This is a genomic window from Sinorhizobium chiapasense (genome assembly GCF_045277575.1).
Taxonomy (GTDB): Bacteria; Pseudomonadota; Alphaproteobacteria; order Rhizobiales; family Rhizobiaceae; genus Ensifer; species Ensifer chiapasense_A.
In genome coordinates this window covers 1,506,878-1,528,297 of sequence record NZ_CP144205.1, presented here as the reverse complement: position 1 = coordinate 1,528,297, position 21,420 = coordinate 1,506,878, and the positions used below count along the sequence as shown (strand labels likewise).

Below are 21,420 nucleotides of genomic sequence, written 5' to 3'. Positions count from 1 at the left end.
TTTTGTTCAAACTATAAAGCGATCAGCGAATGCGCTTTGCGGCCGGTTCCGGCGTCAATTCGCCATTCAGGCGACGGTCGAGGTAGTCCTCGCATTCCGACATCAGGCCTTCGACCTGGCCGTTGAAGAAGTGGTTGGCGCCGGGGACGGTGCGGTGGGTGATGAGAATGCCCTTCTGGGCTTTAAGCTTCTCGACGAGACCGTTCACGTCCTTCTCCGGCGCGACCTTGTCGGAATCGCCGTTGATGATCAGGCCGGACGAGGGGCAGGGCGCCAGGAACGAGAAGTCGTAGATGTTCGGCTGCGGTGCCACGGCCATGAAGCCCTCGATTTCCGGACGGCGCATCAGGAGCTGCATGCCGATCCAGGCGCCGAAGGAATAGCCGGCAACCCAGCAGCTCTTCGAATCCGGATGAAGGCTCTGCACCCAGTCGAGCGCGGACGCTGCATCCGACAGTTCGCCGGCGCCATGGTCAAATTCACCCTGGCTGCGCCCGATGCCACGGAAGTTGAAACGGAGCGTGGTGAAGCCGCGCTTCTGGAACATATAGAAGAGCTGGTAGACGATCTGGTTGTTCATCGTGCCGCCGAACTGCGGGTGCGGGTGCAGAATGATGGCGATCGGCGCGCTCTTTTGCTTCGAAGGCTGATAGCGGCCTTCGAGGCGGCCAGCGGGTCCGTTGAAGATGATTTCGGGCATTGGCTCTCCGGGAGTGTTCCTGGTTCGAATCTTGGTTTCAGATCGCGATCAGTCTTGACGAAAGCAGTCAGCTTTTCTAAAACCTAGTTTAGAACCGTTCAAAACTTCTGTGCGGGCATTCCGCCTTGTGCTTCGTCTCATAAGGCAAGCGACGCGGAAAATTCAAGGAAAATGCATCGCCAGAGGTTGCCGGGTCGCAGCCTGTTGTTCTAGCGAAGGAAATCATGTCGGGTTCGCGCATCTACATGGACTGGAACGCCACGGCGCCGCTTCTCACCGAAGCGCGCGAGGCCTGCCTGTCGGCGCTCGACCTCGTCGGCAACCCTTCTTCCGTCCATGGCGAAGGCCGGGCGCTGCGCACGCTGATCGAAAACGCCCGCCGCGATGTGGCCGCCCTTTGCGGGGCAAAAGCGGCAAGCGTCATCTTCACCAGCGGCGCGACGGAAGCGGCGAACCTGGTGCTGACGCCCGATTTCCGCATGGGCCGCGCGCCGCTCAAGATCGGCCGGCTCTATGCTTCGGCGATCGAACACCCGGCGGTGCGCGAAGGCGGGCGCTTCCCGCGCGAAGCCGTTTGCGAAATCCCGGTGACGCCTGCCGGCATCGTCGATCTCCAGGCGCTTGGTGAGCTGCTGGCTGCACATGACCGCCAGATCGGCCTGCCGATGGTGGCCGCGATGCTGGTCAACAACGAGACCGGCATCATCCAGCCGATTGCCGAGATAGCTGAGATCGTTCGCGCCAATGGTGGTATACTTGTCGTCGACGCGGTACAGGCCGCCGGGCGGTTGCCGTTGGCAATCGAAGAGCTCGACGCCGATTTTCTCATTCTCTCCTCGCACAAGATCGGCGGACCGAAGGGCGCTGGCGCTCTCGTCGCGCGCGGCGAGGTGATGATGCCCGCACCGCTGATCCGCGGCGGTGGGCAGGAGAAGGGGCACCGTTCCGGCACCGAAAATTCGGTGGCGATTGCCGGCTTTGCCGCAGCCGCCCGGAAGGCCGGCGAAGGTGTCGGCCAACGGATGAGCGCGATTGCCGCTTTGCGCGACAAGCTTGAAAGCGAGATGCTGGCGGCGGCGACCGACGTGGTCATTCACGGCCGTGACATTTCGCGCGTTGGCAACACGACGTTCTTCACGCTTCCTGGCCTGAAGGCAGAGACGGGACAGATCGCCTTCGACCTCGAAGGCGTCGCGCTATCGGCCGGATCGGCATGTTCGTCCGGCAAGGTGGGACAGAGCCACGTGCTGACGGCGATGGGCTACGATCCGCGCCAGGGCGCGCTCAGGATTTCGATCGGCGAGGCGACGACGGCGGCTGAAATCGAACGTTGCGCCGCCGCCTTCGCAAAGGTAGCAGCAAGACGCCGGGCGCCGGGACAGGCGGCCTGAGGCGGGACGATGGGACGAAATTGCGGAAAAGCAATTTTCCGCTTGGCAAACAGGGTGAAAAGCGCCTTTTAGCCATTACATAAGCGGTGCGCCACGTTCGCATCGTGTTGACAAGCTGCCGGACCTTGGATCCGGCGAGATTGGAGAACGACATGCCTGCCGTGCAGGAAACCATTGATCAGGTCCGTCAGATCGACGTCGACCAGTACAAATACGGCTTCGAGACGCATATCGAGGTCGAGAAGGCGCCGAAGGGCCTTTCGGAAGAGATCATTCGCTTCATTTCGGCGAAGAAGAACGAGCCGGAATGGATGCTCGAGTGGCGTCTTGGCGCCTATCGCCGTTGGCTGACGCTCGAAGAGCCGACCTGGGCCCGTGTCAGCTATCCGAAGATCGACTTCAACGAGATCTACTACTATGCCGCGCCGAAGGGCACGACGGGTCCGAAGTCGCTCGACGAAGTCGATCCCGAAATCCTCAAGGTCTACGAGAAGCTCGGCATTCCGCTGAAGGAACAGGAAATCCTCGCGGGCGTGCAGAAGTCGAAGATCGCCGTCGACGCCGTCTTCGACAGCGTCTCGGTCGTCACCACCTTCAAGGAAGAGCTGAAGAAGGCCGGCGTGATCTTCATGTCGATCTCCGAGGCGATCCGCGAACATCCTGAGCTCGTGCAGAAGTATCTCGGCTCCGTCGTTCCGACGACCGACAACTACTATGCGACGCTGAACTCCGCGGTCTTCACCGACGGTTCCTTCGTCTACGTGCCGAAGGGCGTGCGTTGCCCGATGGAGCTCTCGACCTACTTCCGCATCAACGAGAAGAACACAGGCCAGTTCGAGCGTACGCTGGTCATCGCCGACGAGGGCGCCTATGTGTCCTATCTCGAAGGCTGCACCGCGCCGCAGCGCGACGAGAACCAGCTTCACGCTGCGGTCGTCGAGCTCGTCGCGCTCGATGATGCCGAGATCAAGTATTCGACGGTGCAGAACTGGTATCCGGGCGACAAGGACGGCAAGGGCGGCATCTACAACTTCGTCACCAAGCGTGGCGATTGCCGCGGCAAGAACTCCAAGATCTCCTGGACGCAGGTCGAAACCGGTTCGGCGATCACCTGGAAATATCCGTCCTGCATCCTGCGCGGCGACAATTCGCGCGGCGAGTTCTATTCGATCGCGGTCTCGAACGGCCACCAGCAGATCGACTCGGGTACCAAGATGATCCACCTCGGCAAGAACACGTCGAGCCGCATCATCTCCAAGGGTATCGCTGCCGGCGTCTCGGAAAACACCTATCGCGGCCAGGTTTCGGCCCACCGCAAGGCCGAGAACGCCCGCAACTTCACCCAGTGCGATTCCTTGTTGATCGGCGACAAGTGCGGCGCGCACACCGTGCCCTATATCGAGGCAAAGAACTCGACGGCACAGTTCGAGCACGAGGCGACCACGTCGAAGATTTCCGAGGACCAGTTGTTCTACTGCCTGCAGCGCGGCATTCCGGAGGAAGCGGCGATCGCATTGATCGTCAACGGCTTCGTCAAGGAAGTGATCCAGGAACTGCCGATGGAGTTTGCGGTCGAGGCGCAGAAGCTGATCGGCATCTCGCTCGAAGGCTCGGTCGGCTAAGGCCTTGAACTGAATATTGAATGGCGCGCACCGCGTTTGCGCGCGAACAGACATTCGCTTCCCAAGAGGACGATAGAAATGCTTGAAATCAAGAACCTGCACGCCCGCATCGCCGAAGACGGCACCGAAATCATCCGTGGCCTGAACCTGACCGTGAAGGCCGGCGAAGTTGCTGCCATCATGGGCCCGAACGGCTCCGGCAAGTCGACGCTTTCCTATATCCTCTCGGGCCGCGAAGACTATGAGGTCACCGAAGGCGACATCCTCTATAACGGCGAGAGCATTCTGGAACTGGACGCTTCCGAGCGCGCGGCCAAGGGCATCTTCCTCGCTTTCCAGTATCCGGTCGAAATCCCCGGCGTTGCCACCATGCAGTTCCTCAAGGTGGCAATGAATGAGCAGCGCAAGTATCGCGGCGAAGACGAACTGACGACGCCGGATTTCATGCGTCGCGTCAAGGAAGCCGCAGCCGAGCTGAAGATCGCGCCGGAAATGCTGCGCCGTCCGCTCAATGTTGGCTTCTCCGGCGGTGAAAAGAAGCGCGCCGAAATCCTGCAGATGTCGCTGCTCGAGCCGAAGCTGTGCGTGCTCGACGAAACCGACTCCGGCCTCGACATCGATGCGCTGAAGGTCGTCGCCGACGGCGTCAATGCGCTCCGTTCGCCGGATCGTGCCGTCGTGGTCATCACCCACTACCAGCGCCTGCTCGACTATATCGTCCCGGACACCGTCCACGTGCTCTACAAGGGCCAGGTCATCAAGTCGGGCGACAAGACGCTGGCGCACGAACTCGAAGCCAACGGCTACGCGGATATCATCGGGGCCGCGGCCTGACGCCTGTTGAAGGAGTGTTCGAATGAATATGCAACAGGCAATCAAGATGACGGCCGCCGAAACGGCGCTCGTCGATGCCTATACCGCGCAGATCGGCGATCTGCCGGGTGACGGCTCGGTGCTCTCGGTGCGCGACATGCTGGTGCACGAACTCAAGACCGCCGGCCTACCGACCCGCCGGGTCGAATCCTGGCACTATACCGACCTGCGGACGCTGCTGCGCGCCGTGCCGGACGCCGATCCGACGGCCTTTGCCGATCGCGTCGACGCGCTGGTTCCGGGCTCGACCGTGCTTTCCATCCGCAACGGCCGCGCCGAGGTCAAGGGCAGCCTGCCTGAAGGTGTGACCGTCCGTTCCTATGTCGACAGCCTGCTCGACGGTTCGGCGGCGGCCGGCCTCGCCGTGCTCGGCTTTGACGACGCGATCGGCCGCATCAACGGCGGCCTCGTTCGCGGTGGTCTCGAGATTGACATAGCCGCTGAAACGGCGCTCGAGGACCCGCTGGAAATCCAGCTGGTGCAGAGCCTGGGCCAGGCGCACACGCGCTTCCCGGTGACCTTCGGGGCCGGCGTCAAGGCAACGGTGATCGAACGGCATCTTTCAACTGATGACGCCGAGAGCTTCGTCTCGTCGGTCAGCGACGTGACGCTTGCCGAAGATGCCGATGTCATCTGGATCATCCTGCAGCAGCAGGGCGCTGCCGATACCCATCTCGGCCAGATCCGCTTCGATCTCGGCAAGAACGCCAAGCTGCATCTCTTCGTGATCAATGCCGGCGGCAAGCTGGTGCGCCAGGAGATCCACGGCAAGACGAGCGGCGAGGGCGCGGATTTCAAGCTGCGCGGCATCAACCTGCTTGGCGGCGAGAGCCATACGGACGTGACCTTCACGCTTGGCCACAACGTACCGCACACGACCTCGACCGAGATCATCCGCAACGTCGTCTTCGACCGCGCCAAGGGCGTCTTCCAGGGCAAGATCCTGGTCGCCAAGGACGCCCAGAAGACGGACGCGAAGATGGCGTGCAACACGCTGCTTCTCTCTGACGATGCCGACCTGTCGGCTAAGCCGGAACTCGAGATTTTCGCGGACGACGTTCAGTGCGGTCACGGCGCGACGGTTGCCGACATCGACCACACCCAGCTGTTCTACATGCTGGCTCGCGGCATTCCGGAGAACAAGGCGCGGGCGATGCTCGTCAACGCCTTCGTCGCCGAGATCGTCGAAGAGCTGGAAGACCACGAAGCGGTGGTCGAGGCACTCGAAGACGTCATTTCGACCTGGCTCGACAAGCACGCCTGAGCGGCTCCTGCGTAATTCCTTAATTCGGCATCGATTTAGGGATAAATTATGCAGGGGTTCAACACGTTACAGCGACCTGGCGCGTCCTGAAGGACGCGCGGCGCTGTAGGGCAATTGGATTGAAAGACATGGAACACTCTGTACCGGTGCCCGCCTACGACGTCAAAGCGATCCGCAAGGATTTCCCGATCCTGTCGCGAACCGTCTACGGCAAGCCGCTTGTCTATCTCGACAACGGCGCATCGGCGCAGAAACCGCAGGTGGTGATCGACGCGGTGGCCCATGCCTATGCCAACGAATATGCCAACGTCCATCGTGGCCTGCATTTCCTGTCGAATGCGGCGACGGAAGCCTATGAGGCAGCACGCGAAAAGGTGCGTCGCTTCCTGAACGCCCCTTCGCCCGACAACATCATCTTCACCAAATCCTCGACGGAAGCGATCAACACCGTCGCTTACGGCTACGGTATGCCGAAGCTCGGCGAGGGCGACGAGATCGTGCTGTCGATCATGGAGCACCACTCCAACATCGTTCCCTGGCACTTCATCCGCGAGCGCCAGGGCGCCAAACTCGTCTGGGCGCCGGTGGACGATAACGGCGCGTTCCATGTCGAAGATTTCGTCAAGTGCCTGACGGACCGCACCAAACTCATCGCCATCACCCATATGTCGAATGCGCTTGGCACCGTGGTTCCGGTCAAGGAGATCTGCCGCATCGCCCGCGAGCGCGGCATCCCGGTTCTGGTCGACGGCAGTCAGGGCGCCGTTCACATGCCCGTCGATGTCCAGGATATCGATTGCGACTGGTACGTGATGACCGGCCACAAGCTCTATGGTCCGTCCGGCGTCGGCGTGCTCTACGGCAAGATGGACCGGTTGAAGGAGATGCGGCCGTTCCTCGGCGGCGGCGAGATGATCGAGGTGGTGACCGAGGATTACGTCACCTACAACGATCCGCCGCATCGCTTCGAGGCCGGAACGCCGCCGATCGTGCAGGCGATCGGTCTCGGATACGCGCTGGACTACATGGACAAGCTCGGCCGCGCAGCGATCCAGGCGCATGAAGCAGACCTGACCGCCTATGCGCGCGAGCGTCTTTCGGCCGTCAATTCGCTGCGGGTCTTCGGCAATGCGCCTGACAAGGGCAGCATCTTTGCCTTCGAGATTGCCGGCATCCATTCGCACGACGTGTCGATGGTGATCGACCGCGCCGGGGTCGCCGTTCGCGCCGGCACCCATTGCGCCCAGCCGCTCTTGAAACGCTTCGGTGTCACCTCCACATGCCGTGCATCTTTCGGCCTTTATAATACAAGGGCCGAAGTCGACGCACTGGCGGACGCGCTGGAGCATGCGCGCAAGTTCTTCGCCTAGGAAATTGATAAAAGGTTCAAAGAGTTCTAGGAATTTGCTGAACCAAAAGAGAAAGCCCAGGAGGCCGAGATGAGCCTTGATGTTACGGAAGAAAAGGTCGATGTTCGCGAGGGCATCGTGCATTCGGCAATCCCGACCGAGGAACTGGCGCGTCTCAGCGACGATATCATCGCCGCGCTGAAGACCGTCTACGATCCGGAAATCCCGGCCGACATCTTCGAACTCGGCCTCGTCTACAAGATCGACATCGAGGATGACCGGATGGTCAAGATCGACATGACGCTGACGGCGCCGGGCTGCCCGGTGGCCGGCGAAATGCCGGGCTGGGTCGAGAATGCCGTCGGCGCCGTCGAGGGCGTATCAGGGGTCGAGGTCTCGATGACCTTCGATCCGCCATGGACACCGGACCGCATGTCCGAGGAGGCACAGGTCGCGGTGGGCTGGTACTGAGCCGAGCGTATTGATCCGTCAAGGCACGGATACTACATTTGATTCTGTAAGGCGCCGGGCCTTTACCCCGGTGACGACAAGGAGAATGAGCCCATGGGCTTTGCCGTTATGAGCCTGACCGATGCTGCCGCCGACCGCGTCCGTTCGATTGTCGAAGGCGCCGGAGCCGATGCCAAGGGCATCCGCGTCAGCATCAAGAAGGGCGGTTGCGCCGGCATGGAGTATGCCGTCGATCTGGTGACCGAGCCCAATGCGAAGGACGACCTGATCGAACATCAGGGCGCCAGGGTCTGGGTCGCGCCAGAGGCCGTACTCTACCTGCTTGGCACGCAGATGGATTTCGAAGTCACGCCGCTGCGTTCCGGCTTCACCTTCAACAACCCGAACCAGACGTCCGCCTGCGGTTGCGGCGAATCGGTCGAACTGAAGCCCGCCGACCTCGCGGCACTCGCCGCGCGCGGTGACGCCGTGGTGCGCGCCAACTAAGTTTCTCTGTTCCTTCAAACGGATAGGTCGGCCCGGTTTTCGCCGGGCCTTTTTTCTGCTGTGATGCGCGGACATGGAACAGGGGATTGGGCATGGCGGCGTTCAATGAGGATCTCGTCTTCAAGGCGCTTTACGAGGCCTTTCCCGATCCCGTGATCATCATCGACGCCGAACGGATTATCCGCTCCGCAAACAATGCCGCCCTTCGCCAGTTCGGTTATTCCGCCGAAGAGTTCATCGACCGCTCGGTGCGGCTGATCTACGCCAACGACGCGGAATATGAGAAGCGCCTGCGGAACCGCGCGGCGCGCGTTGATGAAACCGCCGCCCGGACGTCGAACTATCTCTATGTCAGGCGCGACGGATCTACCTTTTCCGGCCACCTTCGCACGACACCGCTGCTCGACGACCAGGGCGAGGAACTGGCGCTCATCGGCATCATCCGCGATGTTTCGGATTTGACGGAGGCTGTAGGCGAGAAGCAGAAGGCTTCCGAGATGCTCAATGCAGCGCTGGAAGCGATGCCCGAGGGCTTTGCCATCTTCGACCGGCAGGAGCGGCTGGTCGTCTATAACAGGGCCTATCAGGCCATCTGCGGGCCGGCCGGAGCAGCCCTGAAGCCCGGCATCACCGCCGAGGAGATAATGCTTCTGGGGCGACAGGGCGGCCACTATCCCGATGCCTTGCCGGGCACCCGCGAGGGCGACGAGTGGATCGCTTCGCGCCTGCGCGATTTCCGTCACCCCGATGGTCGCCCCAAAATCTACCGCTATGCCGAAGATCGTTGGCTGCGCGTGGAGAACATCAAGGCGAAGGACGGCAACACCGTCGTTGCGCGCGTCGACGTCACCGATCTCAAGCGCGCCGAACTGGCGCTCGAGCGCCAGCGGCAGGAACTCGAGCATAAGAACGAGGCGCTCGATCAGTTCACGGCCACGGTGTCTCACGACCTGAAGGCGCCGCTCAGACACATCTCCATGTTCTCGGAAATGATCGAGGACGATCTGGCGGCCGGAGACCAGGCCGAACTCGCCGAGAATGCGCGTCATCTGCGCGACAGCGTGAAGCGGATGAACAGGGTGATCGACAGCCTGCTCGACTATGCGCAGATCGCGCACCGGATTAGCCATTGGACGAAGGTGCGGCTGGCGGACATCGTTGCCGAGACGCTGACGATGCTTGCCAGTGACGTGCAGGAAGCGCAGGCAATCTTCGAGATCGGTGAGTTGCCCGAGGTGGATGGGGATCCGGAACTGCTCCGCCGCCTGGTCCAGAACCTGATCGGCAATGCGATCAAGTATCGGCACGCCGACCGTCAACCGGTGATCCGCATTCAGGGCGGTGTCGCCGACCAGATCGTCGAGCTGATGGTCGAAGACAATGGCATCGGCATCGATCCGCGCTTTTCGACGCGGATCTTCGAGGTGTTCCAGCGGCTGCACAAGGATGAATCCGTCTATGGCGGCACGGGGATTGGCCTGGCTCTTGCCAAACGCATAGCCGAAAGTCACGACGGCTCGATCCGACTTGACACCACCTTCCGCGAAGGCGCACGTTTCATCGTGCTTCTTCCGAGGCGGCTACGGAAGGCAAACTAGGGCGGAACAGGTGGTCTCGACGCCAAAGCGACTGCTCTTGGTGGAGGACGACGCGCACGACGCGCGCTTCGTGATGCGTGCCTTCGCGCAGGTGGACGAAACGATCGACCTGGTGCTGGCGGCGGATGCGGACGAAGCGATCGCCAAGCTCGCCCACGCCCATTTCGACTATGTGCTCCTGGATATCAAGCTGCCCGGCAGCGACGGTATCGAGCTTCTGCGGCGCATCCGCAGGGGACAGGCGACCGTCCTTATTCCCATCATCGTGCTGACGTCGTCCAGCAATCCGGCCGACGTGCTCCATTGCTATCGCGCCGGCGCCAATGCTTATGTGGCCAAACCTGCCTCGGTCGCCGGCTACCGGCACTTTGCCGAGGCCTTCGTCCGCTTCTGGATTGAAAACACCATCCCGCCTCCCGGAATGAGCTCGCGTCGGTAAGTGCGGCCCGCAAAGTCACGGTCGCCAGATGGCGCGCGGGAAACCGGCGGAGCGAGGCCCCGCCGGTTCGCTTGACGTTACTCTGCCGCTTCCGCGTAGCTTTCCAGCGGCGGGCAGGTGCAGACGAGGTTGCGGTCACCATAGACGTTGTCGACGCGGTTGACCGGCGACCAATACTTGTCGACACGGAAGGCACCCGGCGGGAAGCAGGCCTGCTCGCGCGAATAGGGACGATCCCAATCGCCGACCAGGTCTTCGACCGTGTGCGGAGCGTTCTTCAGCGGGTTGTTGACGTTATCCATGCGACCTTCCTCGATGGCGCGGGCTTCCTCGCGGATTGCCAGCATCGCATCGCAGAAGCGGTCGATTTCAGCCTTGGTCTCCGACTCCGTCGGCTCGATCATCAGCGTGCCGGCAACCGGCCAGCTCATGGTCGGCGCATGGAAACCGCAGTCGATCAGGCGCTTGGCAACATCGTCCACCGTGACGCCGGCGCTTTCGACCAGCGGACGGGTGTCGATGATGCACTCATGCGCGACACGGCCCTTCGACGACTTGTAGAGGACCTCATAGGCGCCCTTCAACCGTGCGGCGATGTAGTTGGCGTTGAGGATCGCCACCTTCGTCGCCTGGGTCAGGCCTTCGCCGCCCATCATCAGGCAGTAGCTCCAGGAGATCGGCAGGATCGAAGCCGAGCCGAAGGGAGCCGCCGAGACCGCGCCGTCCTGGCCGTCCGTTTCCGGGTGACCGGGGAGGTAAGGGGCCAGATGCGCCTTGACGCCGATCGGGCCCATGCCGGGACCGCCGCCGCCATGCGGAATGCAGAAGGTCTTGTGCAGGTTCAGGTGGCTGACGTCGGAGCCGATGTCGCCGGGGCGGGCAAGACCGACCATGGCGTTCATGTTGGCGCCGTCCATATAGACCTGGCCGCCATGCTTGTGGACGATCTCGCAGACCTCGCGCACGTTCTCCTCGAACACGCCATGGGTCGACGGATAAGTGATCATGCAGCAGGAGAGGTTCTCCGCGTACTGCTCTGCTTTCGCACGAAAATCGTCCATGTCGATATCGCCGTTGTCGCTGACCTTGACGACGACGACCTTCATGCCGGCCATCTGGGCCGAAGCAGGATTGGTGCCATGCGCGGAGGTCGGAATCAGGCAGACGTCGCGATGGCCGTTGCCGTTGGCGATGTGATAGGCGCGGATCGTCAGCAGGCCGGCATATTCGCCCTGGGCACCGGAGTTCGGCTGCATCGAGATCGCATCATAGCCGGTGACGGCGCAGAGCTTTTCCGACAGATCCTCGATCATGTGCTGGTAGCCAGCCGCCTGATCCTTCGGCACGAAGGGATGGATCTCCGAGAATTCCGGCCAGGTGATCGGCAGCATTTCCGCGGTCGCGTTCAGCTTCATCGTGCAGGAGCCGAGCGGAATCATTGCGCGGTCGAGCGCGAGGTCACGGTCCGAAAGACGGCGGATGTAGCGCGTCATCTCGCTCTCGGCGCGGTTCATGTGGAAGATCGGGTGCGTCAGGTATTCGCTGGTGCGCAGCAGCGCTTCCGGCAGACGGTAGTCCGGATCGAACTGCTCGACCTTGAAGTCGCCGCCGAAGGCGCGCCAGACGGCTTCTAGCGTGACGGGGCGCGAACGCTCGTCGAGGCTGATGCCGATCTTGGTCTCGCCGATCTTGCGCAGGTTGACTTCCTCGGCGACCGCGGTCTTGAGGATGATGCCCTGCAGCTTGCCGACCTCGACGGTGATCGTGTCGAAGAACACGTCGGGCTCGACGGTGTAGCCGAGTTTTTCGAGGCCCATGGCAAGACGAACGGTCTTTTGGTGAACGCTCTGAGCGATCGCCTTGATGCCCTTCGGGCCGTGGAAGACGGCATACATCGAGGCCATGACGGCGAGCAGCACCTGCGCGGTGCAGATGTTCGACGTCGCCTTTTCGCGGCGGATATGCTGTTCGCGGGTCTGCAGCGACAGGCGGTAGGCACGGTTGCCGCGCGCATCGACCGATACGCCGACGAGGCGGCCGGGCATGGAGCGCTTGTGGGCGTCCTTGACCGCCATATAGGCGGCATGCGGACCACCGTAACCGACGGGCACACCGAAGCGCTGGGTGCAGCCGATGGCGATGTCTGCGCCCATTTCGCCGGGTGACTTCAGGAGCGCCAGGGCCAGCGGATCGGCGGCGACCGTGGCGATCGCCCCGGTCTGGTGCAGACGGGCGATCAGCCCGGTGAAATCATGCACATGGCCGTACGTGCCCGGATACTGGAAGATCGCGCCGAAAACGTCGACCGGATCGAGGTCGGTGAACGGATTGCCGACGACGATCTGCCAGCCGAGCGGCTCGGCGCGCGTCTTCAAGAGAGCGATCGTCTGCGGGTGGCAGTTCTCGTCGACGAAGAAGGTCTTGGCCTTCGACTTCGAGACGCGCTCGGCCATCGCCATGGCTTCAGCGGCGGCGGTCGCTTCATCGAGCAGCGAAGCATTGGCAACGTCGAGGCCGGTCAGGTCGCAGACCATGGTCTGGTAGTTGAGCAGCGCTTCGAGGCGGCCCTGGCTGATTTCCGGCTGGTAGGGCGTATAGGCCGTGTACCAGGCCGGGTTTTCCAGGATGTTGCGCTGGATGACCGGCGGCGTGATCGTGCCGTAATAGCCCTGGCCGATCAGCGAGACGAGCTTCTGGTTGCGGTTGGCCGTTTCGCGCATCTTGTCGAGCGCTTCGCGCTCGGTCATCGGCGCGCCCCAGGAGAGCGGGGTCTTCTGGCGGATCGACGGCGGGACGGTGTCGTCGATCAATGCATCGAGCGTCGGATAGCCGACGACTTTCAGCATCTCGTCCATTTCGGCCGGCGACGGGCCGATATGACGCCGGTTGGCGAAGTCATACGGCTTGTAGTCGGTAAAGGTGAAATCCTTGGGCATGCTCATCAGGCGACGAGCTCCTTATAGGCCGCTTCATCGAGAAGGGCGTCGACATCGCCGGGATTGGCGAGCTTGAGCTTGAAGAACCAGGCAGCCCCCTGCGGGTCGCTGTTGACCAGCGACGGATCGTCGACGATCGCCTGGTTCACTTCGACGATTTCGCCGTCAAGCGGACAATAGACGTCGGAAGCTGCCTTGACGGACTCGACGGTGGCAGCGGAATCGCCCTTCGAGAAGGTCGAGCCGGTTTCCGGCAGTTCAACGAAGACGAGGTCGCCAAGCTGGCCGGCGGCGTGCTCGGTGATGCCGACGGTTGCGACACCAGCTTCGATCTTCAGCCACTCGTGTTCCTCAGTGAACTTCAACATGTGCGCTCTCTCCTGATCAGCGTTTGTAGGTTTGTTTGACAAAGGGCAGGGCGGCGACCGCTACAGGCAGGTACTTGCCGCGCACTTCCGCAAAAAGGGTGGTGCCGTTTTCGGTATGGCCGGCGTCGACATAGCCCATGGCAACAGGGCCATCGACGGAGGGGCCGAAACCACCTGAGGTCACCTGCCCGACCGGGGTCTTGCCCTCGGCATCGGCGAAGAGCTTGGCGCCGCCGCGAACCGGCGCGCGTCCCTCCGGCTTCAGCCCGACGCGACGGCGCGAGGCGCCATCGGCCAACTGCCCGAGGATGCGGCCGGCACCGGGGAAGCCGCCTTCGCGGGCGCCACCGGCGCGACGCGCCTTCTGCATCGCCCATTCGAGCGCTGCTTCCACCGGGGTCGTGGTGGTGTCGATGTCGTTTCCGTAAAGACAAAGGCCGGCTTCGAGGCGCAGCGAATCGCGGGCGCCGAGACCGATCGGCTTGACGTCGGGATGTTCCAGAAGGCGCTGGGTCACATCGACGGCGGAGGCGACGGGAATGGAGATCTCGAAGCCGTCTTCGCCGGTATAGCCCGAGCGGGAGATGATGCAGGTCACATCGTGCAGGTCCGCCTCGGCAACGTCCATGAAGCGCATGTCGGAGACATCGGCCCAGAGTTCGCCAAGAACAGCTTCGGCACGCGGCCCCTGAAGCGCGATCAGCGCCCGATCCTCGATCATCGTCACGTCGCAGGTGTCGGAAAGGCCCTTCTTCAAGAGCTCGAAGTCGGCGTCCTTGCAGGCGGCGTTGACGACGAGGAACAGATGGTCGCCGCGATTGGTGATCATCAGATCGTCGAGGATGCCGCCCTCGGCATTGGTGAAGAGGCCATAACGCTGGCGTCCTTCGGCGAGACCAAGCACATCGACCGGCACGAGCTTTTCGAGCGCCAGCGCCGCGTCTTCGATCTTGCCGGACTTCGGCCGGACGATGACCTGGCCCATGTGCGAGACATCGAAGAGGCCGGCGGCAACGCGGGTGTGCTGATGTTCCTTCATCACGCCGTCAGGGTACTGCACCGGCATTTCGTAGCCAGCAAAGGGCACCATGCGCGCGCCGAGCGAAAGGTGCAGCGCATGCAGCGGCGTATGTTTCAAATGAGGATTGTCTTCCAAATCCGGCCTCCAGGTCTGGCGCTCTCGCGCCGGCTCACACTTCCGGCGTCAATCGCCGTCGATTCGAGCCCCCTCTGTCCCTTTGCCTGAGATTGTTATCCCTTCGGCGAGCGCAAAAGCGCTTCTCTCCAGAGTCCTACCGGCACCTTGCTGGTCCTTTGGCCTGAGAGTTTCCGGGGCGGTTGCTCCTTCGGCACCGGAGTGAACCGGTTTCTCCCAACAAGATCGTCTCCAGATAACGGCGAAGGCGGGAGCTTGGCAAGGGGGCGGTGTCGCGGTGAAACATATTTTTGTCGCATGACCAAAAGACGCAGCCGACGCCACTGCGGCAATTCTGCCTTTGCTTTCTTCTCCGGTTGAGGATAACCCAAGATCGATACGAGCGCTTGGGATGGGACAGATCTGTGCGGTTTTCCATCCGCATCCCGCTCTAACCTATAAGAGTCGATCGGATGACAGGGCGCGAAGGCAAATTCGGGATAGCAGTGCGGCTGATCGCCGTATTTGCGCTCGTTTTCCTGACCTTTGCCCACAAGCCGCTCAGTGCCAAGACGCTGACACCGGCCGAGATCGCCGCCTATCAGCTGCCTGACGGTACGCTCGCCGAAATCTGCTTCGGCATGGACGGCGTCGACCATCAAGGCGGCAAGGGCCAGTCCATGGCCCCGGTCTGCGAAGCTTGCCGTCTTTCGAGTGCGATCCTTCTGCCGGTTCCGCCGGTGGAGAGCGTTCGCGCCGATACAGGCACATGGCCCGTTTCGCCCATCCTGATAGAAAACGATGCTGCCCATCAGCATCTGCGCCTGCTGCCGCCTTCGCGCGGGCCGCCGGCGCGCTTGTAATCCTCCTCTCGCATCCCATTCAATACGCCGCCGTCACGCGGCTTGGACCACCGGCAGACGGGCAAAGGCCCGCGCGTGGTCAGGAGATTACGACATGACAAAGACCAGGATCGTTTCGCTTTCGCTCGGCCTCACCCTTGCCGCAAGCGGCATTGCCCACGCGCACGCGACGTTTGAAAACGACAAGGCGCCGGTTGAGAGCACCTTCAAGGCGGTGCTGCAGGTACCGCATGGCTGCGACGGCAAGCCGACGACGGAAGTGCAGATCAAGCTGCCGGAAGGATTTGTCCTCGCTCAACCGCAGCCGAAGCCCGGCTGGGAAATCGAAATCATCAAAGGCGACTACCAGAAGACCTACGACAACCACGGCAAGAAGGTCTCGTCCGGCCCGGTGGAAATCCGCTGGAAGGGCGGCAGCCTGCCGGACGAATATTACGACACCTTCGTCGTCCGCGGCAAAGTTTCGGGCTTCGACAAGGAGACCGTGCTTGCGTTCCCGACCACGCAGCTTTGCGGGACCGACGGCAAGGTCGTCTGGGACCAGGTAGCGGCCGAGGGCCAGAATGCGCATGACCTGAAGAGCCCGGCGCCGACCGTGACGGTGACGATGGCGGATGCCGCCGATCCCCATGCCGGTCACGGCGGGCATATGGGCGGGCATATGGCTGCTGCCGGCGGGTCGGCAAAGATTGGCGACATCGAGATTTCGGACGGGTCGCTGAAGGCGATGCTGCCCGGCGCCAAGGTCGGTGGCGGCTTCCTGACGATCAAGAATGGGGGGGCAAGCGAAGACCGGCTTGTGGCGGTCGAAAGCCCCGCGGCTGGACGCGTCGAGATCCATGAGATGAAGATGGAAAACGACGTGATGAAGATGCGCAAGCTCGATGACGGCGTTGTGCTGCCGGCCGGAGAAACGGTCGAGCTCAAGGCCGGCGGCCTGCACCTGATGTTCATGGACGTGAGGGCGCCGTTCAAGGAGGGCGATGCCGTTCCCGTCACGCTCGTCTTCGAAAAGGCCGGCAAGGTCGATGCGACGTTCCCGGTCGGCTCCGCCAAGGGCGGCGAAGCGGCCGGTGGCCACAAGCATCAGTGATCAAGAGACTGCGACGCCCGCCTCAGGCGGCGTCGCTTTCATCCTCTTGGCCGGCGGGCTCCTCCTGCCGGCCAGCGCCTTCCTGCTTCTCGAAACCATCGTCGTCATCGCGCATGAATTCGAGATAGCGGCGCAGGGCTTCAGCTTCCGAGCGTTCCGGCAAACGGCCGTCGGCGCTTGCCAGCATGAAGGCAAGGGGCAGGGCACCCTTGGTCTTGGGGACCGAGACCGCTGTCAGCGAGGGCTCCTCAGGGCGCCGGATCGAAAGCAGCGTGATCGCTTCATCGGTCGGACCGTCACCACCGACGCGTGCCGACGGCTTCAGCGCTTCCGCTGCATAGGCCGCCGTCGTCGCGGATACTGTGACGACCTGTGTCACGTCTTTGCTGCCTTCCCGTTGTCAATCCTTTCTTGTCGCTCAATTCCACTTGCAGGCGTGTAAAAGCCAACGCCCGCCTTTTAATAAAATCCTAACGATGACCACATTGGCGGCGATTACGGCAAAAGAATCTCGAAGCGCGAGCCTGTACTTGCGATATTGCTAAAGTGCGCGCACACTCGCCCAGATAGAAAACGGGGAGGCCTCCCATGACCGAGCGCAGCGTGCTGGAAAGCAGGGTGCGGGCCCTTTACAGCGCCCGCAATGTCAACGACCTCGATACCATAATGGCGCTGCTCGATCCCGACTTCAGCTTCCGCATCGCCGGGAACGCCAGGCTTGGCACGATGGCGCTCGCGGTCAACACGCCCGAGACCGTGCGCGGCAGTTTCCAGGCGCTCATAGAAAACTGGGACTTGAGCGAGATGGAGATGGTCGGCGCCTATGCTGACGGCGACACCATCGTCGTTCACCGCGCCGGCGTCGTTTGCTTCGTTCCCTCGCAAACCCGCGAACGGACCGAAATCATCGACAAGTTCACGTTCCGCAACGGCCGGATCGTCGATCTGACGGAGTTCGTCGACACTTTGTTCGTCGCCGAAACGGTCGGGCTGCTGGACAGGGACTATTCGCCCTCAACCCTCGACAGGATGAGCCTCTGAACCTCCGGGTCTTGGGAACGGATGGCGTTCATCAACTCGGCGAGGCGGCCGCGCAGGCCGTGGATCTGGTCGAGCAGCCGCATGGCGACGTCGACACCGTTGTCGTTGACACCCATCGGGCCGGTCAGGTCCTGGATCAGCCGGGCGCGGGCGAGGTCGGCCTCCTCGAAGGACCAGCCGGCTTCCGCCTCGCGCGGCACCAGCCAGCGCTGCTCGACCCAGACGCGCAGGACCTTCACCTCGATGTCCAGGTGTTCGCAGAATTCACGGTCGTTCATGCGTGCCCTCCCATGCCTTTGCGCGGGTCTTCCGTCTTTCCGGCTGCCCAGCTTTCGACGAAAGCGGACAATGCCGGGTCGGGGGTCTGTGGCAGCACGATCTTCAGGCTGACATAGGCATCGCCATGGCCGCCACCCGGCTTGTGCAGGCCCTTGCCCTTCAATCGCAGGGTCTTGCCGGTGTTGGAGTACGGCGGGATCGTGACATTGACCGCCCCGTCGATCGTCGGAACCCGGATCTTGCCGCCGAGCACCGCTTCACTGAGTGAGATTGGCACCTCGTAGCGCACGTCGTCGCCATCGGCTGCAAACAGAGGATGGGGCCTGACGCGAATATCGATCAGCGCATCGCCTGCCGGCGCGCCGTTGACCCCGGGCTCGCCCTTGCCACGCAACCGAAGCGTCTGGCCGTCGCGCGTGCCGGGCGGGATGGTGAGATCGAGCGCCGGTCCGCCGCCCGGCAGGCTGATCTCGGTCTTGGTACCATTGGCCGCATCGAGAAAGCCGATCTCCATGGAAAAGTGGTGGTCGCGGCCGCGCTGGCGTCGCTGCTGGCCGCCGCCGCGGCGGGAAAAGAAGCTCGAGAAGATATCGTCCGCATCCGCGAAATCCGAGAAGCCGTGCGCGCTCTCGTAGCGTCCCGCCGTATCCCCGGACGCGGCATAATCGCGGTAGTAGTGACGGCTCGCGGCCTCCGCACCCGTCTCGTCAATTTCGCCCCGATCATATTTGCCGCGTTTTTCCTCGTCACTGAGGAGAGCGTAGGCCGCCGAAATCGCCTTGAAGCGGTCCTCCGCTCCTTTGTCTCCCGGGTTTAGGTCCGGGTGCAATTTCTTGGCGAGCTTGCGATAGGCGCTCTGAATGTCCTTCAGTGTCGCATCGCGGCTGACGCCGAGCGTTTCGTATGGGTTCGACATGCGATCTCCTCAGACGGAAACGGTTGAGGGCACATCACCGACGCCCGCATGCGTTGCGGTCAGACACCTTCAACACTCGCCTAAGAGCATAGGGCGGATTTTCGCGTGCGACAGGGGCGGCGTACCGTGCGTGACGCATTGTCGCCGGCGCGGGTCCGTTGCGGCCGTGCGCCTCGCGCCATTTCGCGCATTCGCGATCCCTGATACAATCGACGTCGGGAATTTCGTTCGCGGTGCAATTTCGTTCGAAGCGCAACGTCGCCTCGAAGCTCGGGGAGGTCGAAATGTCCGTCCGCCTGCAACTCGCCATCATGGTCGGCCTGATGATCAATGCCATTCTGTTCGGGATCGGCATCGTGACGGTTTTGTCGATCCCGGTCCTCGCCGACAACGCCAAGTATGCGATCCCGGCGCTGGTCGTGGCCTGCTTTGTCACGACGCCGTTCGTCGCCTGGATCATGGCGCCGCGGCTTCGCCTCAGATACTGGCAGGAGCGGGAGCAGGCGAACAAACGGCAGCCGATCTAGAGCGCCGTGCTCATCGATCATTCACGTTCATCCATGAATTTCCGGGTGCGCGAGGCGCCAGGCGGCCGCCGGCACAATTTACATCTTCAACGATCAAGCGTTTTGTTATACCACCGACTGGATGCCGCTTGTCCCTTACGCTAAGCCTTATATACCCCACTAGTCTCAAGGACATAGCTGCCGCCAAGGCCCGAAAGGAATCGATTTCATGAGAACGATCGTATTGCTGCTCGCACTCGCCACTCTGGCCGCTTGCTCGCAGACCGGTGGTGGCCCGCGCTATGTTGGCGGTGACGGAGATTACTACCAGGGCATCGTCGCCCCCCGCTAAGAGCGATCGTTTTCCATCGATCCGTTGGCTGCTCCGAGCGTGCCTTCGCAGAGGGAAAGGTCTGGGGCAGCCTTTCAGGAGCCGGTGCTGGCCTGGCCCAAGTGGCAGGCTTCTGCGGTCTCCCACGCATTGCGCCTGAGGCTGCACTGGGCGCGGAGCGCGGTGAGGGCAAACCGACCATGTTGGGCGATGCGTCCAACGGCCATTCTCTCGGCAATCCAATATGACTTCATAGGGGCCACGCGCATCGCCTTCTGATCGGCACTAGCTGGCTGTCCATCAGAGTACCTTTGGGTTGGCCTTCAGAGCCAGCCACCGGAGAAGCCGGCTCGCCTCAACCCCACCACCAGCGGCGCGCACCGGCGCATGATGTTCCACAACAGGCCGGTTCGGTAGTTCTCGATCATCAGGACCACCGGGCCCTGATCGATGCCGAAGTGATAGGGGCTGACCCACCATCCAGCTTCGGTTCCTTCCACCGGAAAGCTTCGGTTGAAGGACGGCTTGAAGCCGTAAAGCCTGGTCATGCCGAGGTTCATGCGCGCAAAGTTCCAGACCGTCGGGATGACGATCTCCGGCGCGAAGGGCAGCGAGGCAACGGCAGCCCAGGGCGACACGGTTCCATCATCCGGGCCGAAGGGCGCGCCGCGGGCGATGTAATCGAAGAACTCCCTTTCGCTACCGTTCACGCTGCGCTTGGTCCAGCCGGGTCCGTCGCTCGCCGTGAACCCCCAGCAATGCTCGCCGTAGCCGACGAAACTCAGCGGATTGCGGATGGCATATTGCTGCTGGACGAAGGTCGCATGCCGGCTGTTCTGGAAGTAGTCGCTGTTGTGCTCGCGCATGAACGCGTCGCGAATCCCCCGGAAATCGATCCACATATGCGAGAGCTGGTGGGTGAAGAGTGGGCCCGAATAGAGGAGCTCGCGACCATAGAGGTTTCGCCAGTCGTAGCTTTCAGTATAGGCGGCATAGGCTTCCGCCGGCAGCGGATGGGTGGGGGAACCGAGGCCCAGGATGTAGAGCAGCAGGCCCTCGTCGTAACCACGCCAACGGTAGGGAATGAAACCGTTTTCCGGCCGCCAACCATGGGTCAGCGTAAGTCCGTGATCGCAGGCCCAGTTCCAGTCGGCCCGTTCATAGAGCGCATTTGCCGAACGGCGAATTTCGACTTCTTCCGCCGCATCGCCGTCAAAATAGGCGGCCACCGTCAGCGCACCAGCGAAAAGAAAGGCGGAGTCGATCGTCGACAATTCACATTCCCAAACGCGCCGGCCGGTCTCGATATCAAGGAAGTGATAGAAGAAGCCCTTGTAGCCCGAAGTATCCGGCTCCGGCCCCTGCGGGCATTGCAGCAGAAACTGCAGCCGTCGACGTGCGATCTTCGCGGCGAACTTGCGAATGACGATGCCCCTCTCGACCAGCACGGGGATCGTCGCGAGCGCCATGCCGATCGCCGCAATGCTTGCGGGTACATCCTCCTGGGTCTTGTCGCGAACCAAGCCGTTGTCGGGATTGGTACAATGCAGATAGTAGAGCAGGGTCGTGAACTGCAGCCGGGCAAGATCCTGCTCGGTCGGCATCCGGTTCAATTCGGGATCGGTCGATAGCAATTCCGACATGGCCAGCCAGCCGCGATTATGACGAAGGTTCATTCATCTAATGTGAACGAGACGTTCCTGCTGGAGCGCCTCGCAAGCCCGACCGATCGATCGGAACACGGCCGTCAATCCGGTAG

22 protein-coding genes and 1 riboswitch are annotated in these 21,420 nt (G+C 62.2%); of the genes, 14 read left to right on the top strand and 8 right to left on the bottom strand.

The genetic code is table 11. From position 1 onward, the window contains the following. Positions 1–22: 22 nt before the first annotated feature. A complete protein-coding gene (locus QM996_RS07430) occupies positions 23–700 on the bottom strand; it encodes an alpha/beta hydrolase (RefSeq protein WP_429815396.1) in 678 nt (225 codons plus the stop codon). Positions 701–924: 224 nt separating this feature from the next. Between QM996_RS07430 and QM996_RS07425 the strand changes: the two genes are divergently transcribed. The 9 genes from QM996_RS07425 to QM996_RS07385 all read left to right on the top strand — a co-directional run bounded on the left by QM996_RS07425 (position 925) and on the right by QM996_RS07385 (position 10,193). Beyond that, positions 925–2,091, top strand: coding sequence for a cysteine desulfurase family protein (locus tag QM996_RS07425; protein ID WP_500269878.1), 1,167 nt, complete (start codon positions 925–927; stop codon positions 2,089–2,091). Positions 2,092–2,243: 152 nt separating this feature from the next. Beyond that, on the top strand, positions 2,244–3,713 hold the full coding sequence (sufB, locus tag QM996_RS07420) for a Fe-S cluster assembly protein SufB (protein ID WP_500269877.1): 1,470 nt from the start codon (positions 2,244–2,246) through the stop codon (positions 3,711–3,713). Positions 3,714–3,791: 78 nt separating this feature from the next. Next, complete coding sequence (sufC, locus tag QM996_RS07415) at positions 3,792–4,547, top strand: ABC transporter ATP-binding protein (protein WP_500269876.1); 756 nt, start codon at positions 3,792–3,794, stop codon at positions 4,545–4,547. A 22-nt stretch (positions 4,548–4,569) separates the two neighbouring features. Beyond that, positions 4,570–5,850, top strand: a complete 1,281-nt coding sequence (gene sufD / locus QM996_RS07410; protein ID WP_500269875.1) for a SufB/SufD family protein — start codon at positions 4,570–4,572, stop codon at positions 5,848–5,850. Between the two features lie 128 nt (positions 5,851–5,978). Then, complete coding sequence (locus QM996_RS07405; protein WP_500269874.1) at positions 5,979–7,220, top strand: cysteine desulfurase; 1,242 nt, start codon at positions 5,979–5,981, stop codon at positions 7,218–7,220. Between the two features lie 69 nt (positions 7,221–7,289). Continuing rightward, a complete protein-coding gene (locus QM996_RS07400; RefSeq protein WP_500269873.1) occupies positions 7,290–7,670 on the top strand; it encodes a DUF59 domain-containing protein in 381 nt (126 codons plus the stop codon). 93 nt (positions 7,671–7,763) lie between these two features. Continuing rightward, positions 7,764–8,156: an iron-sulfur cluster assembly accessory protein gene (gene sufA, locus QM996_RS07395; RefSeq protein ID WP_500269872.1), complete on the top strand. Its 393-nt coding sequence runs from the start codon at positions 7,764–7,766 to the stop codon at positions 8,154–8,156. A 92-nt stretch (positions 8,157–8,248) separates the two neighbouring features. Next, positions 8,249–9,754, top strand: a complete 1,506-nt coding sequence (locus QM996_RS07390; RefSeq protein WP_500269871.1) for a sensor histidine kinase — start codon at positions 8,249–8,251, stop codon at positions 9,752–9,754. Between the two features lie 40 nt (positions 9,755–9,794). Continuing rightward, positions 9,795–10,193 (top strand): response regulator, encoded by a 399-nt coding sequence (locus QM996_RS07385; RefSeq protein ID WP_500270271.1) that lies wholly within the window; start codon positions 9,795–9,797, stop codon positions 10,191–10,193. Positions 10,194–10,270: 77 nt separating this feature from the next. Here the strand turns inward: QM996_RS07385 and gcvP are convergent, their stop codons facing one another. From gcvP to gcvT, 3 genes are read right to left on the bottom strand one after another with little or no spacing between them, the layout of a single operon-like run. Continuing rightward, on the bottom strand, positions 10,271–13,135 hold the full coding sequence (gene gcvP / locus QM996_RS07380; protein ID WP_500269870.1) for an aminomethyl-transferring glycine dehydrogenase: 2,865 nt from the start codon (positions 13,133–13,135) through the stop codon (positions 10,271–10,273). Then, positions 13,135–13,497, bottom strand: coding sequence for a glycine cleavage system H protein (gene gcvH / locus QM996_RS07375; protein WP_500269869.1), 363 nt, complete (start codon positions 13,495–13,497; stop codon positions 13,135–13,137). Before gcvH ends, gcvP begins: the two co-directional genes overlap by 1 nt. Positions 13,498–13,513: 16 nt before the next feature. Beyond that, a complete protein-coding gene (gene gcvT, locus QM996_RS07370; protein WP_500269868.1) occupies positions 13,514–14,653 on the bottom strand; it encodes a glycine cleavage system aminomethyltransferase GcvT in 1,140 nt (379 codons plus the stop codon). Positions 14,654–14,794: 141 nt separating this feature from the next. After that, a riboswitch (glycine riboswitch) is annotated at positions 14,795–14,882 on the bottom strand. A gap of 223 nt (positions 14,883–15,105) precedes the next feature. On the opposite strand from gcvT, the gene QM996_RS07365 reads away from it, so the two are divergent. Continuing rightward, positions 15,106–15,495: a hypothetical protein gene (locus tag QM996_RS07365; RefSeq protein WP_500269867.1), complete on the top strand. Its 390-nt coding sequence runs from the start codon at positions 15,106–15,108 to the stop codon at positions 15,493–15,495. Between the two features lie 94 nt (positions 15,496–15,589). Beyond that, the gene (locus QM996_RS07360; protein WP_500269866.1) at positions 15,590–16,588 is read left to right on the top strand and encodes a copper chaperone PCu(A)C domain-containing protein; all 999 of its coding nucleotides are present in this window, start codon (positions 15,590–15,592) and stop codon (positions 16,586–16,588) included. 22 nt (positions 16,589–16,610) lie between these two features. Here the strand turns inward: QM996_RS07360 and QM996_RS07355 are convergent, their stop codons facing one another. After that, the gene (locus tag QM996_RS07355; RefSeq protein ID WP_500269865.1) at positions 16,611–16,967 is read right to left on the bottom strand and encodes a hypothetical protein; all 357 of its coding nucleotides are present in this window, start codon (positions 16,965–16,967) and stop codon (positions 16,611–16,613) included. 209 nt (positions 16,968–17,176) lie between these two features. On the opposite strand from QM996_RS07355, the gene QM996_RS07350 reads away from it, so the two are divergent. Beyond that, the gene (locus QM996_RS07350) at positions 17,177–17,629 is read left to right on the top strand and encodes a nuclear transport factor 2 family protein (protein WP_500269864.1); all 453 of its coding nucleotides are present in this window, start codon (positions 17,177–17,179) and stop codon (positions 17,627–17,629) included. On the opposite strand, the gene QM996_RS07345 is transcribed toward QM996_RS07350, so the two are convergent. Then, complete coding sequence (locus QM996_RS07345) at positions 17,593–17,907, bottom strand: chaperone modulator CbpM (protein WP_500269863.1); 315 nt, start codon at positions 17,905–17,907, stop codon at positions 17,593–17,595. The two genes, QM996_RS07350 and QM996_RS07345, sit on opposite strands and share 37 nt — an antisense overlap. Continuing rightward, complete coding sequence (locus tag QM996_RS07340; RefSeq protein WP_500269862.1) at positions 17,904–18,824, bottom strand: J domain-containing protein; 921 nt, start codon at positions 18,822–18,824, stop codon at positions 17,904–17,906. Before QM996_RS07340 ends, QM996_RS07345 begins: the two co-directional genes overlap by 4 nt. A gap of 284 nt (positions 18,825–19,108) precedes the next feature. Between QM996_RS07340 and QM996_RS07335 the strand changes: the two genes are divergently transcribed. Further along, positions 19,109–19,351, top strand: coding sequence for a hypothetical protein (locus QM996_RS07335; protein WP_500269861.1), 243 nt, complete (start codon positions 19,109–19,111; stop codon positions 19,349–19,351). A gap of 208 nt (positions 19,352–19,559) precedes the next feature. After that, the gene (locus QM996_RS07330; RefSeq protein WP_282439023.1) at positions 19,560–19,682 is read left to right on the top strand and encodes a hypothetical protein; all 123 of its coding nucleotides are present in this window, start codon (positions 19,560–19,562) and stop codon (positions 19,680–19,682) included. Positions 19,683–19,984: 302 nt separating this feature from the next. Here QM996_RS07330 and QM996_RS07325 read toward each other — a convergent pair whose 3' ends face one another. Further along, positions 19,985–21,304: a glucoamylase family protein gene (locus QM996_RS07325; protein WP_500269860.1), complete on the bottom strand. Its 1,320-nt coding sequence runs from the start codon at positions 21,302–21,304 to the stop codon at positions 19,985–19,987. Positions 21,305–21,420: the final 116 nt, after the last annotated feature.

What these genes read in the sequence shown, in the direction of transcription:
- QM996_RS07430 (WP_429815396.1), bottom strand. Translation starts at nt 700, where the DNA reads ATGCCCGAAATCATCTTCAACGGACCCGCTGGCCGCCTCGAAGGCCGC.
- QM996_RS07405 (WP_500269874.1), top strand. Translation starts at nt 5,979, where the DNA reads ATGGAACACTCTGTACCGGTGCCCGCCTACGACGTCAAAGCGATCCGC.
- QM996_RS07330 (WP_282439023.1), top strand. Translation starts at nt 19,560, where the DNA reads ATGAGAACGATCGTATTGCTGCTCGCACTCGCCACTCTGGCCGCTTGC.
- QM996_RS07345 (WP_500269863.1), bottom strand. Translation starts at nt 17,907, where the DNA reads ATGAACGACCGTGAATTCTGCGAACACCTGGACATCGAGGTGAAGGTC.
- QM996_RS07325 (WP_500269860.1), bottom strand. Translation starts at nt 21,304, where the DNA reads ATGTCGGAATTGCTATCGACCGATCCCGAATTGAACCGGATGCCGACC.
- sufB (WP_500269877.1), top strand. Translation starts at nt 2,244, where the DNA reads ATGCCTGCCGTGCAGGAAACCATTGATCAGGTCCGTCAGATCGACGTC.
- QM996_RS07365 (WP_500269867.1), top strand. Translation starts at nt 15,106, where the DNA reads ATGACAGGGCGCGAAGGCAAATTCGGGATAGCAGTGCGGCTGATCGCC.
- QM996_RS07390 (WP_500269871.1), top strand. Translation starts at nt 8,249, where the DNA reads ATGGCGGCGTTCAATGAGGATCTCGTCTTCAAGGCGCTTTACGAGGCC.
- QM996_RS07340 (WP_500269862.1), bottom strand. Translation starts at nt 18,824, where the DNA reads ATGTCGAACCCATACGAAACGCTCGGCGTCAGCCGCGATGCGACACTG.
- gcvH (WP_500269869.1), bottom strand. Translation starts at nt 13,497, where the DNA reads ATGTTGAAGTTCACTGAGGAACACGAGTGGCTGAAGATCGAAGCTGGT.
- QM996_RS07335 (WP_500269861.1), top strand. Translation starts at nt 19,109, where the DNA reads ATGTCCGTCCGCCTGCAACTCGCCATCATGGTCGGCCTGATGATCAAT.
- QM996_RS07360 (WP_500269866.1), top strand. Translation starts at nt 15,590, where the DNA reads ATGACAAAGACCAGGATCGTTTCGCTTTCGCTCGGCCTCACCCTTGCC.
- sufD (WP_500269875.1), top strand. Translation starts at nt 4,570, where the DNA reads ATGAATATGCAACAGGCAATCAAGATGACGGCCGCCGAAACGGCGCTC.
- QM996_RS07350 (WP_500269864.1), top strand. Translation starts at nt 17,177, where the DNA reads ATGACCGAGCGCAGCGTGCTGGAAAGCAGGGTGCGGGCCCTTTACAGC.
- gcvP (WP_500269870.1), bottom strand. Translation starts at nt 13,135, where the DNA reads ATGAGCATGCCCAAGGATTTCACCTTTACCGACTACAAGCCGTATGAC.
- sufC (WP_500269876.1), top strand. Translation starts at nt 3,792, where the DNA reads ATGCTTGAAATCAAGAACCTGCACGCCCGCATCGCCGAAGACGGCACC.
- QM996_RS07425 (WP_500269878.1), top strand. Translation starts at nt 925, where the DNA reads ATGTCGGGTTCGCGCATCTACATGGACTGGAACGCCACGGCGCCGCTT.
- QM996_RS07400 (WP_500269873.1), top strand. Translation starts at nt 7,290, where the DNA reads ATGAGCCTTGATGTTACGGAAGAAAAGGTCGATGTTCGCGAGGGCATC.
- sufA (WP_500269872.1), top strand. Translation starts at nt 7,764, where the DNA reads ATGGGCTTTGCCGTTATGAGCCTGACCGATGCTGCCGCCGACCGCGTC.